Origin of the sequence: Methylobacterium sp. AMS5 (assembly GCF_001542815.1) — a bacterium.
Taxonomy (GTDB): Bacteria; Pseudomonadota; Alphaproteobacteria; order Rhizobiales; family Beijerinckiaceae; genus Methylobacterium.
The window spans coordinates 3,682,682-3,698,082 of record NZ_CP006992.1; the positions used below are offsets into that span (position 1 = coordinate 3,682,682).

The following is a 15,401-nucleotide window of genomic DNA, read 5'->3' on the forward strand; positions in this document are numbered from 1 at the left end:
TCCGCTGAACGCCTGTCCGCTTCACACAGGGAACTCTCGCGGCAGCCATGACGACCGCCCTGCAATATACGCTCTCAGGCCTCGCGATCGGGGGCATCTACGCCCTCGTCGCGCTCGGCTTCCACATCATGTGGTCGGCCGCCAAGGCCGTGAACTTCGCCCACGGCGACACGCTGATGATCGGCGCCGTCCTCGCCGTGATGGGCATCGATGCCGGCGTGCCGCTGCCGCTCGCCTGCCTCCTCGCAATCCTGGCCGGGGCCTTGTTCGGCGTTGTGCTGGAGCGTTTCGCGGTGCGACCGTTCATCGGCACCAACGCCTCGATCGGCTGGATGCTGACCACGATCGCCGTCGGCATCATGGCCGAATCCCTTGCCACGATGCAGTTCGGCGGCTTCTCGCGCCCCTTACCCTCGCCCGGCGTTGCAGGGGCGATCTCGATCCTCGGAGCGGGCGTCTATCCGCAGGAGCTCGTCATCCCAGCCGTCGCACTGCTGGCGATGGCGGGCCTCCACGCGATGCAACGGCACACGCTCGTCGGCAGAGCGATGCAGGCGGTCGCCCACAACCGCCAAGCGGCCGCCCTGATGGGCATCAACGTCGACCGGATCGTGATGTTCTCCTTCGGCCTCGCGGCGCTGTTCGGCGCAGGGGCAGGCGTGCTCGTCGCCCCCGTGATTCAGGCTTCCGCCAGCATGGGCGTCCTCCTCGGGCTCAAGGGCTTCGCCGTCGCCATCATCGGCGGCATCACCAGTGGCCCCGGCGTCGTCCTGGCCGGCCTCGCCTTCGGGGTCATGGAGAAGTTCGTCGAGGGCTACGTTTCAACCGCGGCGCGGGAGATCGTCGGCTTCAGTGCGATGATCCTCGTCCTCGTCGCCTTCCCCCAGGGTCTGTTCGGCCGCCGGGAGATCTTCAAGGTATGAAGGCCCTCTACACCCTCGGCTTCGCGCTGCTCGCGGCCATCCTCGTTGTCGTGCCGCTCACCTCCGGCAACGAGTACGAACTTCGCTTGTTCATGCTGTTCCTGATCTACGGCGTGATCGCGGTCGGCCTGAATGTCCTCGTCGGCCTCACCGGCCTCGTCTCTCTCGGCCAAGCCGGACTGTTCGCGCTCGGCGCCTATACCGGCGCGATCCTGGCGATCCGGTTCAACCTCGACCTCGTCCTCGCAAGCATCGGCGCGGCGGTGGTGGCCGGGCTTTTCGGCGCGGCGCTGGCCTATCCGAGCGTGCGGGTGCGGGGCGTCTATCTCGCGGTGGTGACGATCGCCTTCGGCCTCATTGTCGAGAACGTTGCTATCGAGTGGCAGAGCCTCACCGGCGGCACGACGGGGCTCAGCGGCATCCCCGGCCCGAACCTCTTCGGAGTTCCGCTCTCGGGCTACGCCTTCTACGCCGTGCTCGCCATCACCCTGTTTCTCGCCACGCTGGCGGCGCACAACCTGAAGCACTCGGGCTACGGCCGCGCGATGCTGGCGGTCGCCCAGAGCGAGACGGCCGCGCGCAGCCTCGGCATCGGCGCGACGGGGATCCGCACGCTCGCCTTCGCGGTCGCGGCCATGACGGCGGGGATCGCGGGCAGCTTCTACGCCTTCCTCAACGCCTATATCTCGCCCGACATCTTCACCTTCTCGGATTCCGTCCGATTCCTGCTGATGGTGATTCTGGGAGGAGCGGCCTCGACCTTCGGACCGATCGTCGGCGCCTTCATCCTGACCTATCTGCCGGAGGTGCTGCAGCGCTTCGCCGAGTGGCAGAAATTCGCCTACGGCGCCCTGCTGCTGGCGGTGATGTTCGGCCTGCCCGGCGGCATCCTGGGTACGCTGGGCCAACTCTACGCCCGTCTGCGCCCCGGCCCGCGTGGGGTCGAGCCGGGCCAAGGCATGCCCGCCGCCGAGCTTCTCGCGAGCCGCAAGCCTACCGGCCTGGAGACCCACAGCCTCTCCGTTCGCTTCGGCGGGCTCACGGCGCTGAGCGCTGCGAGCGTTCGGGTCGCCCCAGGCGAGATCCACGCTCTGATCGGTCCGAACGGAGCCGGCAAGTCGACCTTCGTGAACACGATCTCGGGCTTCTATCGCCCGAGCGAGGGGGGCGTGCACCTCGACGGGACCGATCTTGCCGGCCTCAAAGTTCACGGCATTGCGCGGCTCGGTCTCGCCCGCACCTTCCAGAACACCGAGCTGTTCGGACAGATGACGGTTCTGGAGAATGTCATGGTGGGTGGCTTTGCCCATCACGGCTACGGCCTGACCGGCGCGATCCTGCGCACGCCCCGCTTCCGCCGCGAGGAGGCCGCCTGATGACCGATACTCCGCTTCTCTCGGTCGAGAACCTCGAAGTCCGCTACGGCGCGGCAACCGCGCTCCGCGGTGCGAACCTGACCGTGCAGCGCGGCCAGCTGGTCGCCGTGATCGGCAATAACGGTGCCGGCAAGACCTCGCTGATGCGCGGGATCACCGGCCTCGTACGACCGAGCGGTGGCCGCGTCCTGTTCAAGGGCGAGGAGGTCACGCGGCTGCCCGCCCATGCCAAGGTCGCCCGCGGTCTCGCGATGGTGCCCGAGGGACGCCTGATCTTCCCCGACCAAACCGTCGAGGACAATCTGATACTGGGTGCCTACACCCATGGCGGCCTCAAGACGGCGCGGGCGAAGCGGACGCTGGAGCGGGCGCTCGCGCTCTTCCCGCGCTTGCGCGAGCGGCTGCGCCAGCCGGCCGGCAGCATGTCGGGCGGCGAGCAGCAGATGCTCGCCATCGCCCGCGGTCTGATGGCCGAACCCGACCTCCTGGTGATCGACGAACTCTCGCTCGGCCTCGCGCCCCGCGTCGTCGAGCAACTCATTGGCGTCTTGCGCGACCTCAACGGCCAAGGCCTCACCATTCTTCTCGTCGAGCAGCTCGCATCCTACGCGCTCGCCATCGCCGACCACGCCTACGTGGTGGCGCAGGGGCGCACGGTGCGGGACGGCCCGAGCGGGCTCATTGCCCGCGACCCGGAGGTCATGGAGACCTTTCTCGGCAAGAAGAAAGCCGCCTGAGAGCGGCATCCCGCCGAACCCGATACGGCACGGCACCGGACGGTGCCGTGAACGATCCGTCACGCCCGAAAAGGACCCGCCATGCCCCAGCGCGTCGTCGATTTGAGCCTCCTGATCGAGGACAACATGCCGGCCCACAAGCTCTTCCAGCGGCCGGTGATCACCACGCATCTCAGTCACGCGAGTTCGGCCGCCCTCAATCTCGGCGTGCCGGGCGATGCGATGACCTTCCAGACGAACTTCATCGCGATGCTCGACCATGTCGGCACCCATGTGGACGCCTTCCGGCACGTCGATCCGAACGGCCAGCCGGTCGACGAGATGCCGCTGGAGCTGTTCATGGGCAAGGCGGTCTGCTTCGACCTGCGTCACATCCCCGATCTCGGCGACATCACGGTCGCCGACATGGAGGCGGCGGAGGCCAAGAGCGGCGTCAAGGTCGACGGACACATCGTCCTGCTCTGCACCGGCTTCCACGCGCGCAACTATCCAAGCCTCGACTCGGTGTGGAAGAACCCGCTGCTGACCGTGGAGGCCACCCAATGGCTGCACGAGCGCGGCTCGAAGATGCACGGTGTCGAGGGGCCCTCCACCGATAAGCCGAGCGACAACATCTTCGCTCAGCATCGCCTCTGCCGTGAACTTGGCATGAGCCATTGGGAATGGCTGGTGAACCTGGAGGAGCTTCTGGGCAAGGGCGAGGTGCAGTTCTTCGGCGCGCCGCTGAAGTTCAAGGGCGGCTCCGGCTCGCCGGTCCGCGCTTTCGCCCTCGTCAACGACTGACGCCATTGCGGCGCCCCCTCGGGCGCCGCGCCTCCCTTGCAGAGAGTGGAGCGATGACGAGCGACCTCGACTTCATGACCGCGCTCGCATTGCGCCGCCTGATCGCGGTGCGCGCGATTTCGCCGGTCGAGCTGACGGAGCGCGCCCTCGCGCGTGCCGAGACGAGCCAAGCGTCCTTGAATGCCTTCTGCCACCTGATGCCGGAGGAGGCCCGCAGCGCCGCGCGCCGGGCCGAGGACGCTGTGATGCGCGGCGCGCCTCTCGGGCTGCTCCACGGCCTGCCGGTCTCGGTGAAGGATCTGATCGCGGTGGGCGGCCAACCCTACGCGTCCGGCTCGCGGGCCATGGCAAGCAATGTCGCCGCCGCCGATGCCCCCGCCGTCGAGCGCCTGCGTGCCGCCGGCGCCATCATCATCGGGAAGACCACCACGAGTGAGTTCGGAGCCAAGCCCGTCGGCGACTCGCCGCTCACCGGCATCACCCGCCATCCCTGGGATCTGGCGAAGACACCGGGCGGATCGAGCGCCGGCGCGGCCGCCTCGGTGGCATCCGGGATCACGCCCTTCGCACTCGGCACCGACGGCGGCGGCTCCCTGCGCATTCCCGCAGCGCTGACGGGCCTCGTCGGGTTCAAGGCGCAATTCGGGCGGGTTCCGGTCTGGCCGACCTCGGCAACGCCGACGCTGGCCCATGTCGGCGCGCTTGCTCGCAACGTCGCCGATGCCGCCTTGCTGACGACGGCGGTCGCCGGCCACGATCCGCGCGATCCCTCCGCGGTGGCCGGGCCCGTCCCGGACCTTTTGGGCGCGGTGAAAGCTTCCATCGCCGGCCTGCGGGTCGCCTGGAGCGCGACACTCGGCTACGCGCGGCCCAACCCGGAGGTCGCCGCCATCGCCCGTGCCGCTGCGATGACGCTGGCAGACCAGGGCGCGATCGTGGAAGAGGTCGAGACCGTCTTCGAGTCCGATCCAGCCGCTCTCTGGACGGCCGAGTTCTACGCCGGCATCGGCACCCGCCTGCGCGGCGTTCTCGAAAGCCGCCGCGACCTCCTGGACCCCGCCGTCGCCGACGTGCTCGACGCCGCCCTCGCTCAGGAGATGCGCGCCTACTACGAGACCGTCTTCGCGCGCTACGCGCTGCGGGACCGGATGGTCGACTTCTTCACCGGCTACGATGTCCTCGTGTCGCCGACACTGCCGATCTCGTCCTTGGAAGCAGGCAGGAACATCCCGGAGGGGCTGGAAGATCGCAGCCTCGTCTCCTGGGCCTTCTATACCTATCCTTTCAACCTCACGGGCCAGCCCGCCGCCTCTGTCTGCGCGGGGATTGCCTCGGATGGAATGCCCGTCGGCCTCCAGATCGTGGGCCGCACGCTCGGCGAATACGACGTGATGCGAGCGGCTGCGGCGATCGAGCGGACGAAGCCGCCGGGCTATAATCTTCGTCCGCTGACAGAGCCGTGAGGGGCAACCGCGATGAGGATGGTCGGGGCTGGCCCTGGTTCAACCAAAACAGAAAGTCCGTTTGTGGCGCAGAGCCGAACAGGCGGAGCGCGAATTTTTGCCCGCTTTCGGCCCTTTACGTGCGGCCGCTCAAATGGCCGCTACGAGTCCAGCCGGCTTGAAAACGATGGTTCAAGACAACTCCGACGATGATCGGCTTCTATCCATTGCAGACGAGTGCAATTTCGCAAAGTTCGTCCCGATCTATCCAACGGATAGAATTGCAATTGAAACAACAAAGCGTGGCCCAGAATATTACGCTCCCTTGGATTCCTGTGTGCTCTCAAAGAAAATTTTCGGTGCGCCGCGCATGAAGACGCCGACATCATCGGAGAGCGTCTGAGAAAGATCCTCTGGGATCGGCCAGCCATAAACGAACTTTCGGATCGCGAGATAGAAGACCTTGCCGTGTAGGGCCCAGGCCGCCTCGGCCTCCCGCTCGCTCAAGGGCACCGTGGCGAAATCCGGCAGGCCGAGATCCGCCCGGAGTTCAGCGCAGATCGGATGGATGACGCGCTCACGCACGATCTCAAGATAGCGCGGAGCGATGTCGTAGCCCTTCAGCCCCGAGAAGACGAAGATGCGCACCCAGACATAGTCGAAGATCCTCCCGGCATATTCGCTGTAGAAGCGCAGGATCCGTGCCTCCAGCGGTTGCGAGCGGTCCTGCACCAAGCCGCTCCAGGCCGGATTCCAGCGCTGCACGTAGACGTGCTCGTAGACGCGGTCGAGCAGCGCTTCCTTGGTGGGGAAATAGCGAAAGATCGCCGAGTGCGTGATGCCGAGGCTCTTGGCCAGTTCCCGTGTCTGACCGCCGAGGCCGTGCTCGGCGAAGAACTGCGCCGCTGCTTCCACGATCTGCTGCTCACGCTGTGCCGCCGGAAGGCGCCGCCGGCCGATGAGGTCGAGCGTCGGCGACTTTCCGTCCGGGGCATCCTCCAGGGTGGCGGGCGAATCCATGCTTCGTGACCGTTTGGTTATTTCGCTTGACGCGATCGTCCGCACTTGGATAGCTTGTAACCAAGCGGTCAACAACGATCGGACAAACGATCGACCGCAGCGACATGCGGCCTGTGGGAGGGACGCTCATGAAGGCTCGTGCCTTCGATTACCGCCGCGTGGCAAGCGTGGCGGAGGCGCTCGACGCCTATGCCGCCTGTGAAGGCGAGGCGCGCTTCCTCGCGGGCGGCCAGAGTCTGCTGCCGGCGCTGAACCTGCGCCTCGACGCGCCCGACCTGCTCATCGACATCGGACGGATCGAAAGTCTGCGCGGCATCGCGATTGAGGGCGACCGGCTGCGCATCGGCGCCCTGACGCGTCACGCCGAGACGCTGGCCTCCCCGCTGATCGCCGAGCATGCCCCGCTCCTGACCCAGGCCGCGGCCTACATGGCGCATCCGGCGATCCGCAATCTCGGCACGATGGGCGGCAGCCTCGCCCTGTCGGACCCGGCCTCCGAACTGCCGGCCTGCATGCGGGCGCTCGGCGCCGAGTTCGAGATCACCGGCCGTGACGGCACCCGGACGGTCGCGGCGGACGACTTCTTCCTCGACCTGTTCGAGAACGTGATCGAGCCCGGCGAGATGTTGACCGCGGTGCGCGTGCCGCTGCCCGTGCCCGGCACGCGGATGCGGTTCGAGGAAATCGCCCGGCGGCGCGGCGACTACGCCCTGGTCGGCCTCGCGGCGCATCTCGTCCTCACCGGTGAGACGGTGGAATCGGCCCGCCTCGCCTTCTGCTCGGTCGGCCCGACGCCGATGCGGGCGCCGACGGCCGAGGCGGCGCTTGCCGGCCGGCCGCTCGATGCGGCGGCCATCGCTGAAGCCACGGCGGCGCTCGCCGACGACCTCGCGCCGGACGAGGACGAGGGCTTCTCGGCGGCGGCGCGGATGCATCTCGCCCGCGTCCTGCTCGGCCGGGTGCTGCCCGCCCTGAGGGAACAAGAGACCGGGGAGATGGCGGCATGATCGAGCCGCAGCCCGTCGCCGTCACCGTCAACGGCGCCCGCCTCCGCCGCTTCGTCGAGCCGCGAGTCTCGCTGGCCGACTTCCTGCGGCAGGATCTCGGCCTCACCGGCACCCATCTCGGCTGCGAGGTCGGCGCCTGCGGCGCCTGCATCGTCAATCTCGACGGACAGCCGGTCCATGCCTGCCTGATGCTCGCGGTCCAGGCGGACGGGATGCGGATCGACACGGTCGAGGGCCTGTCGGAGTCCGGCGAACTCGCCGAATTGCAGGCGGCCTTCCACGCCCGCAACGCCCTGCAATGCGGCTTCTGCACGCCGGGCATCCTCGTGGTCGCCCGTGACTTTATCCGCGACTGCCGCGCGAGTGGACGCAAACCAACGCGAGCGGCGATCCGCGACGCGCTCTCCGGCAATTACTGTCGCTGTACCGGCTACGAAGCGATCGTCGACGCCATCGAGAGCGTCGCGGGCGCAGCCCCGATGCGGGAGGACGCGGCGTGAGTGCGGCGACCGACAGCCCGGCCCGCCACCGCGAGAAGGGCCGCTATATCGGCCGCGGCCTGCCGCGTCCGGGCGCCAAGCGCCTGCTCGCGGGGCGGGGCCGCTACACCGACGACGTGAGCCTGCCGCGCATGCTCCACGCCGCCTTTCTGCGAAGCCCCTACGCCCATGCCCGGCTCGGCGCCATCGACGTGTCGGAGGCCGCCGCGATGCCCGGCGTGCATCGGGTGCTGACGGGCGCGGATTTTTCCGCGATCTGCACGCCGTGGGTCGGAACGCTCAGCCACTTCAAGGGCATGCGCTCGGCGCCGCAACTCCCGCTGCCCCTCGAGAAGGTCGTCTGGGCCGGGCAGCCGGTGGTGATGGTGGTGGCCGAGACCCGCGCCGAGGCGGAGGACGCGCTCGAAGCGATCCAGGTCGCGTTCGAGGAACTGGAGGCGGTGGTCGATCTCGACGCCGCCCGCGCCCCCGACGCGCCCCGCATCGACGCGGACGCGCCCGACAACGTCCTGTTCCGCACCCGCATCGAGGCGGGCTCGACGGCGGAGGCCTTCGCGGGAGCGCAGAGCGTCGCGGTCGATCTGCGCTTCGGCCGGCACACGGCGGTGACGATGGAGCCGCGCGCCACGCTCGCCGATTTCGACCCGAGCGAGGAGCGGCTCACCGTCCACCAATCGACCCAGACCCCCTACCAGTTCCAGGATCTCTACGCCCGCCATTTCGGCCTGTCCGAGGCGCGGGTGCGGGTGATCGCGCCCGATGTCGGCGGCTCCTTCGGGATGAAGCTGCACGTCTACCACGAGGACATGGCGGTGGTGGGCGCGAGCCTCCTGCTCAGGCGGCCGGTGAAGTTCACCGCCGACCGGATGGAGGCCTTCGCCAGCGACATCCACGCCCGCGACCACCGGGTGCGCGCCCGCCTCGCCTTCGCTCCGGACGGCATCCTGACGGCGATCGAGGTGGACGACGTGACCGGCGTCGGCCCGTTCTCGGCCTATCCGCGCACCAGCGCGGTGGAGGGCAACCAGGTCGTGCGCCTGATCGGCGCGCCCTACCGGCTCACCGACTACCGCGCCGACCTCACGGTGGTGGCGCAGAACAAGGTGCAGATGAGCCAGTACCGCGCGGTCGGCCACCCGATCGCCTGCGCGGTGACGGAGCGCCTCGTCGATCTCGCCGCGGACAGGCTCGGCCTCGACCCGTTCGAGATCCGGCGGCGCAACACCATCACCGACGACATGTACCCGCACACCACGCCGAGCGGGTACCGGTTCGAGAAGCTCTCGCTCGCGACCTGCCTGTCGCGGCTCCACGACCTGATGGACTATCCGCGCCTGCGCGCCGAGCAGGCCGCCCTGCGCGAGAAGGGCGTCCATCGCGGCATCGGCATCGCCACCTATGTCGAGATCACCAACCCGACGCCCGCCTTCTACGGGGTCGGCGGCGCCCACATCTCGGCGCAGGACGGCTGCGTCCTCAAGCTGACGCCGGCCGGCGAGGTGCAATGCGCCATCAGCATCACCGAGCAGGGCCAGGGCAGCGAGGCGATCGTCGGCCAGATCGTCGCCGAGGGGCTCGGCGTCGATCGCGACGCGGTGCGCGTGCTCACCGGCGACACCGAGACGACGCCCTCGGGCGGCGCGACCTGGGCCTGCCGCGGCGCCGGCATCGGCGGCGAGACCGCGCTCCAGGCGAGCCGCAAGCTGAAGCGGCGCATCCTCGAGATCGCCGCGGCGATCCTGCAGGCGGAGGCCGAGGCCCTCGACATCCGCGAGGGCGCGGTGACGGATGCCGACGGCACGCCCCGCATGACGCTAAAGGAGCTGGCGAACCTCGCCTATTACCGCTCCGACCTGCTGCCGCCGGACGTCTCGCCCGCGCTCACGGTGGCGCATCACTTCGCACCGCGCGGCTACCCCTTCGCCTTCACCAACGGCATCCACGGCAGCCTCGTCGAGGTCGATGCCGAGACCGGCTTCGTGACGATCCTGAAGCACTGGGTGGTCGAGGATTGCGGGCGGGTCATCAACCCGCTGCTGGTGGACGAGCAGATCCGCGGCGGCGTGGTGCAGGGGCTCGGCGCCGCCTTCTTCGAGGAGTGCCGCTACGGCGAGACCGGCCAGCTCCTGAACGGCTCGATGACCGACTACCTCGTGCCGATGGCCTGCGAGATGCCCGACATCGTGATCGCGCATGTCGAGACGCCGACGGCGGACACCGAACTCGGCGCCAAGGGCTGCGGCGAGGCCGGCACCGCCGCCTCCTCGGGCGCGGCGCTCAACGCCGTCAACGATGCCCTGCGCCCGCTCGGCGCCAGCATCTCGCAGCTGCCGATGACGCCCGAACGCATCCTGAGGGCGCTCGACGTGATCTGAGCGCGCACATTCGATTTCGCGACGCGGGACCGCACGCACGAGTCCGCGCGACGACAGGGAGAGAACGATGAACCGACAGGGACCGGGACACGGCGCCGTCTCGCGCCGGACGCTCGTGCGGGGCATGGCCGCGGCCGGCACGCTCGCCGGGATCGGCATGCCCTTCGTCGCCCGGGCGGCGGAGCCGATCCGCATCGGCTTCCCGACGCCGGTCACCGGCCCGTTCGGCGCCGAGGCCAAGGACCAGATCCGCTCGGCAGAACTGGCGGTGAAGCAGTTCAACGAGGCCGGCGGCCTGAACGGGCGCATGGCCGAGTTGCTGGTGCGCGACGACAAGCTCAACCCCGGCGAGGCCGCGACCCGGACGCTGGAGCTGATCGAGAAGGACCGGGCCCACTTCATCGTCGGCGCCCTGTCGAGCGCGGTGCAGCTCTCGGTCAACGAGATCACCCGCTCGCGCAAGGTCCTCTACATCTCGATCAGCCAGTCCGACACGATCAACGAGGCCAAGGACTTCAGCCGCCACACCTTCCACGAGGCGCTCAACCCACACATGACCACCGCGGCGGTGGCCAAGCACGCCTTCAAGAAGGGCACGCGGGTGGCGTATCTCGCCGCCGACTACGCCTACGGCCACGAGATGCTGCGCGGCTTCAAGCGCGCGGCGGCCGCCATCGGAGCCGAGACGGCGGGCGAGATCCTGCACCCGTTCGGCGCGCCCGACTACTCGACCTTCATGCCGCGCCTGCGCGCCATGCGCCCCGACATCCTGTGCATCTGCAATTTCGGCCGGGATCAGGCCAACAGCATCAAGCAGGCCAACGATTTCGGGTTGAAGAAGGCTTCGAAGATCGTCGTGCCGGTGCTGCTGCACAACCAGCGCCTCGCGGGCGGCGCGGACGCCTTCGCGGGCGTCGTCGGCGCCAGCAACTACTACTGGGGCCTTGAGGAGACGGTGCCGACGGCCAAGGCGTTCAACGACGCGTTCCGGGCGGCCTATGCGGGCGCGGTGCCGACCGATTACGGCGCCTACGGCTACACCGCCGTGCGCTCCCTGCTGATGGCGGTCCAGGCGGCGGGCGACACCGACACGGACAAGGTCATCGCTGCGCTCGAAGCCCTCAAATACGACGTCGCCAAGGGCCCCGAGAGCTACCGTTCCTGCGATCATCAGGCGATCCAGTCGGTGCTCGTCACCGAGTCCAAGCCGAAATCCGAGATGAAGGGCGAGGTGGACCTGTTCAGGATCCTCGAGGTCGAGCCGGGCGCGGAGGCGATGCTCCGCACCTGCGACGAGCTCGGCCATCGCGCCTGACGGCAACGGGAGGCGCCCATGAATCCGGAGTTCTTCGACCTCGAACTGATCGCCATGCAGCTCTTCTCGGGCGTGGCGCTCGGCGCCGTGTTCGTGATGCTGGCGCTCGGCCTGTCGATCATCTTCGGCATGCTCGGCATCGTGAACTTCGCCCACGGCCACGTCTTCATGGTCGGCGCCTATGCCGGCGTGTTCGTGATGGAGCGCACCGGCTCGTTCTGGGCGGCGCTGCTGTTCGGCCCGCTGATGGTCGGGGCGCTCGGCCTCGTGATCGAGCGCTTCCTGATCCGGCCGCTGGCCGGGCGCTCGCCCGACGATCCGCTGCTCCTCACCTTCGGCCTCGGCTACGTGCTGGTCGAGGGCGTGCGCATCCTGTTCGGCTCGGACGGGCTGCCCTTCGCCACGCCGGAGGAGCTGTCGGGCGTGGCCGATCTCGGCATCGGCTTCTTCCCGATCTACCGCCTGTTCGTGGTGGGCGTGGTCGCGCTGGTGCTCGTCGCCCTCTGGTACGGACTGGAGCGGACGCGGCTCGGACTGATCGTGCGGGCCGGCGCCCGCGATCCCGAGATCCTGCGGGTGCTCGGGATCGACATCCAGCGGCTGTGGATGTGGGTGTTCGGGCTGGGCATCGCGCTGGCCGCGCTCGGCGGCGTGCTCGCCGCGCCGATGCGTTCGGTCAATCCGGAGATGGGCACCGTGGTGCTGGGCGAGGCCTTCGCCGTCACGGTGATCGGCGGGATGGGCTCGCTGATGGGCTCGGTCGTGGCCGGGCTGCTCGTCGGCATCGTGGTCTCGATGACCGCGCTTTTCGCCCCCGAGATGGCGAGCATCGCGATGTTCGCCTTCATGGCGCTGGTTCTGCTGGTCCGGCCGCAGGGCCTATTCGGCAAGCCCGGCCTCGGCGTTTGAGGAGCCCCGCAATGCAGACCCTCGACCAGACCGTCGCCGAGGCACCGCCGACGGTGCCGCGACGCTTGCCGATCGCGCTCGACGGCGTCTCGCGCTGGCGCGCCCCGCTGTCGATCCTCGCGCTGCTGGCGCTGCCCTTCCTGCTTCCCTCGCAGGCGCTCGCCGTCAACGTGCTGATCTACGGGCTCTACGCCGTCGGCTACAACCTGCTCTACGGCTATACCGGCCTCCTCTCCTTCGGCCACGCCGCCTTCTTCGGCACGGGGGCCTACCTCACCGGGATCGGCATCGGCGCGTTCGGCCTGCACCCGCTGCTGGCGATGGCGCTGGCGGTCGTCGCCGCGAGCGGGCTGGCACTCGCCATCGGCACGGTGTCGATCCGCTCGCGCGGCATCTACTTCGCCATGGTGACGCTGGCGCTCGCCCAACTCGTCTACTACGTCGCGCTCCAGGCCTCCTCCTGGACCGGGGGCGAGAACGGGCTTCGCGGCTTCACGGTCTCGACCATCGACCTCGGGATCGTCTCTCTCGACATCCTGAACCCGCTGACGAAGTACCTCTTCGTGCTGGCCTTCGTCGGCGCGGCGCTCGGGCTGATCTCGCGCATCCTCGCCTCGCCCTTCGGCGCGGTGATCGAGGCGATCCGCGAGAACGAGACCCGGGCCCGCGCCTGCGGCTTCGACGTGGAGCGCACCAAGCTCCTCGCCTTCGTGCTGTCCGGCCTGTTCTGCGGCCTCTCCGGGGCGCTCTCGGCGATCCACCTCTCGATCGTGCCGTTGGACAGCCTCGCCTACCACACCTCCGGCACGGCGGTCGTGATGACGCTGGTGGGCGGCGCGGGCACCTTCTTCGGCCCCTTCGTCGGCGCCCTGACCGTGCTGGTGCTGGAGGACGTTCTGAGCCTCTGGACGCCGCACTGGCAGCTCGCGCTCGGCTCCGTCTTCATCCTGTTCGTGCTGTTCCTGCCCCGCGGCCTCTGGGGCACGGCACTGGGGCGGCTCACCGCCTTGCGGGGGCGCCGATGAACCCGGTCTCGAATCCCATCCTCGAAGTCGAGAACCTCGGCCGCCGCTTCGGTGCCTTCACCGCCCTCGAAGGGGTCTCGGCCGCCTTCGGCGAGGGGCGCATCACCGCCATCATCGGCCCGAACGGGGCGGGCAAGAGCACGTTCTTCAACCTGCTCTCCGGTGCCCTCAAGCCGACGAGCGGGAGCCTGCGCTTCTCCGGCCGCGACATGGGCCGCGTGCCCCAGGCGCGCTTTGCCCATCTCGGCATCGCCCGCTCCTACCAGATCACCAACCTGTTCCCGCGCCTGACCGCCCACGAGAACGTGCGCACGGCGATCCAGGCCCGCACCCGCCGCTACGATTTCTGGAGCCGGCGCGACGCGCTCACCGGCCTCGGCATGCGCGCCGACGAGATCCTCGACGCGGTCGGCCTCTCAGGCCGCCGCGACCGGCCCGCCGCCTCGCTCGCCCACGGCGAGCAGCGGGCGCTGGAGATCGGCATCGCGCTCGCCGCCGACCCGAAGCTGCTGCTGCTCGACGAGCCCACCGCCGGGATGGGACCGGAAGAGACCAAGGAGATGGTCGCGCTGCTGCGGCGCTTAGGGGAGAGCCGCACCATCCTGCTGGTCGAGCACAAGATGAAGATGATCCTCGGCCTGTCCGAGCGGATCCTCGTGCTGCATCACGGCCGGCTCATCGCCGACGGGACGCCGTCCGAGATCCAGGCCGACCGGGACGTACGCCGGGTCTATCTCGGCCAGAGCGGCGGGTACGGCCATGCTTGAGATCGATCGCCTCGACGCGTGGTACGGCCCGAGTCACGTGTTGCACGGCCTCTCCCTCAAGGTGCGACCCGGCGAGATCCTGGCACTGGTCGGCCGCAACGGCGCGGGCAAGACCACGACCATGAAGGCCGTGATGGGCCTGATCCCGAAGGTCGCCGGCTCCGTCCGCTTCCTCGGGGAGGATCTGCTCGGGCGCCCGGCCCATGCCCGCTTTCCGCGGGGTCTGGCCTACGTGCCCGAGGACCGGCGCATCGTGCCCGGCCTCACCGTGCGCGAGAACCTGAAGCTCGGTCTGCTGCGCGCCCCGGCCTCCATCAAGGAGGGACCGGCCATCGCCGAGATCGCCGAGACCTTCCCGCGCCTCGCCGAGCGGCTCGACCAGACGGCGGTGACGATGTCCGGCGGCGAGCAGCAGATGCTCGCCATTGCCCGCGCGATGATCGCGCGCCCCAAGCTGATCCTGCTCGACGAACCCTCGGAGGGCATCATGCCGGTGCTGGTCGAGGAGATGGGCCGGCTGTTCGTCGCCTTGCGCGAACGCGGGGTGACGCTGCTCCTCGTCGAGCAGAACGTCGAGTGGGCCCTCAACCTCGCCGACCGCGCCGTGATCATCGACCAGGGCGCGGTCGTGCACGAGAGCTCAGCCGCGGCCCTGCGCGCCGATACCGCGATTCAGGATCGCTACTGCGCGGTCTGACCGCCACGACCCGTTACGGGAGGGAAGCCATGGATATCACAGGCGAGTACCGCATCGCGGCGCCGCGCGCGGCCGTCTGGGCCGCCCTGAACGACCCGGAGGTGCTCGCCCGCTGCATCCCCGGCTGCAAGGAGCTGACGCAGGCCTCGCCCGAGGAGTTGGCCGCCAAGGTCGCCCTGAAGGTCGGCCCGGTCTCGGCGACCTTCGCCGGCACCGTGCGGTTCGAGGACATCCGCGCCCCGGAGGGCTACACCCTGGTCGGCCAGGGCAACGGCGGCATGGCGGGCTTCGCCAAGGGCCGCGCCGTCGTCTCGCTCCGCGAGGAGGGCGCGGAAACCGTGCTGGCCTACGAGGCCAAGGCCGAGATCGGCGGCAAGATCGCCTCGCTCGGCGGACGCCTGATCCAGGGAACTTCGCGCAAGCTCGCCGACCAGTTCTTCGGCACCTTCGCCGCCGAACTCGGAGCGCCCGCGACCGCTTCCGAAGCGGTCGTCGCCACGCCCTGACGCTCCCGTCACCGAAGCT

14 protein-coding genes and 1 pseudogene are annotated in these 15,401 nt (G+C 69.2%); 14 read left to right on the forward strand and 1 reads right to left on the reverse strand.

Annotated features, from left to right (window positions below):
- The first annotated feature begins 47 nt into the window (after positions 1 to 47).
- The 5 genes and pseudogenes from Y590_RS16595 (at position 48) to Y590_RS16615 (ending at position 5,282) form a co-directional block, all read left to right on the forward strand.
- The gene (locus Y590_RS16595; RefSeq protein WP_060770816.1) at positions 48 to 923 is read left to right on the forward strand and encodes a branched-chain amino acid ABC transporter permease; all 876 of its coding nucleotides are present in this window, start codon (positions 48 to 50) and stop codon (positions 921 to 923) included.
- Positions 920 to 2,293, forward strand: a pseudogene (locus Y590_RS16600) (ABC transporter permease subunit); the annotation flags it as partial. The gene Y590_RS16595 and the pseudogene Y590_RS16600, both read left to right, overlap by 4 nt.
- Before the next feature lie 5 nt (positions 2,294 to 2,298).
- The gene (locus Y590_RS16605) at positions 2,299 to 3,036 is read left to right on the forward strand and encodes an ABC transporter ATP-binding protein (protein ID WP_060770817.1); all 738 of its coding nucleotides are present in this window, start codon (positions 2,299 to 2,301) and stop codon (positions 3,034 to 3,036) included.
- Between the two features lie 81 nt (positions 3,037 to 3,117).
- Entirely contained in the window at positions 3,118 to 3,819 is a 702-nt protein-coding gene (locus Y590_RS16610) for a cyclase family protein (protein ID WP_060770818.1), read from the forward strand.
- A gap of 53 nt (positions 3,820 to 3,872) precedes the next feature.
- Positions 3,873 to 5,282, forward strand: coding sequence for an amidase family protein (locus Y590_RS16615; RefSeq protein WP_060770819.1), 1,410 nt, complete (start codon positions 3,873 to 3,875; stop codon positions 5,280 to 5,282).
- A 294-nt stretch (positions 5,283 to 5,576) separates the two neighbouring features.
- Here Y590_RS16615 and Y590_RS16620 read toward each other — a convergent pair whose 3' ends face one another.
- Positions 5,577 to 6,281, reverse strand: a complete 705-nt coding sequence (locus Y590_RS16620) for a TetR/AcrR family transcriptional regulator (RefSeq protein ID WP_060770820.1) — start codon at positions 6,279 to 6,281, stop codon at positions 5,577 to 5,579.
- 128 nt (positions 6,282 to 6,409) lie between these two features.
- Here Y590_RS16620 and Y590_RS16625 point away from each other — a divergent pair, with 128 nt between their 5' ends.
- From Y590_RS16625 to Y590_RS16665, 9 genes are all read left to right on the forward strand, one after another.
- A complete protein-coding gene (locus Y590_RS16625) occupies positions 6,410 to 7,288 on the forward strand; it encodes an FAD binding domain-containing protein (RefSeq protein WP_060770821.1) in 879 nt (292 codons plus the stop codon).
- Positions 7,285 to 7,788, forward strand: coding sequence for a (2Fe-2S)-binding protein (locus Y590_RS16630; RefSeq protein ID WP_060770822.1), 504 nt, complete (start codon positions 7,285 to 7,287; stop codon positions 7,786 to 7,788). The genes Y590_RS16625 and Y590_RS16630 overlap by 4 nt, the downstream gene beginning before the upstream one ends.
- Positions 7,785 to 10,163, forward strand: a complete 2,379-nt coding sequence (locus tag Y590_RS16635) for a xanthine dehydrogenase family protein molybdopterin-binding subunit (RefSeq protein ID WP_060770823.1) — start codon at positions 7,785 to 7,787, stop codon at positions 10,161 to 10,163. The genes Y590_RS16630 and Y590_RS16635 overlap by 4 nt, the downstream gene beginning before the upstream one ends.
- Positions 10,164 to 10,230: 67 nt before the next feature.
- Positions 10,231 to 11,478 (forward strand): ABC transporter substrate-binding protein, encoded by a 1,248-nt coding sequence (locus Y590_RS16640; RefSeq protein ID WP_060770824.1) that lies wholly within the window; start codon positions 10,231 to 10,233, stop codon positions 11,476 to 11,478.
- 18 nt (positions 11,479 to 11,496) lie between these two features.
- A complete protein-coding gene (locus Y590_RS16645; protein ID WP_060770825.1) occupies positions 11,497 to 12,387 on the forward strand; it encodes a branched-chain amino acid ABC transporter permease in 891 nt (296 codons plus the stop codon).
- An 11-nt stretch (positions 12,388 to 12,398) separates the two neighbouring features.
- Positions 12,399 to 13,412 (forward strand): branched-chain amino acid ABC transporter permease, encoded by a 1,014-nt coding sequence (locus tag Y590_RS16650; RefSeq protein WP_060770826.1) that lies wholly within the window; start codon positions 12,399 to 12,401, stop codon positions 13,410 to 13,412.
- A complete protein-coding gene (locus tag Y590_RS16655; protein ID WP_060770827.1) occupies positions 13,409 to 14,179 on the forward strand; it encodes an ABC transporter ATP-binding protein in 771 nt (256 codons plus the stop codon). Before Y590_RS16650 ends, Y590_RS16655 begins: the two co-directional genes overlap by 4 nt.
- Complete coding sequence (locus tag Y590_RS16660; RefSeq protein WP_060770828.1) at positions 14,172 to 14,876, forward strand: ABC transporter ATP-binding protein; 705 nt, start codon at positions 14,172 to 14,174, stop codon at positions 14,874 to 14,876. Before Y590_RS16655 ends, Y590_RS16660 begins: the two co-directional genes overlap by 8 nt.
- A 29-nt stretch (positions 14,877 to 14,905) precedes the next feature.
- Positions 14,906 to 15,382: an SRPBCC family protein gene (locus tag Y590_RS16665; protein ID WP_060770829.1), complete on the forward strand. Its 477-nt coding sequence runs from the start codon at positions 14,906 to 14,908 to the stop codon at positions 15,380 to 15,382.
- The last annotated feature ends 19 nt before the right edge of the window (positions 15,383 to 15,401 follow it).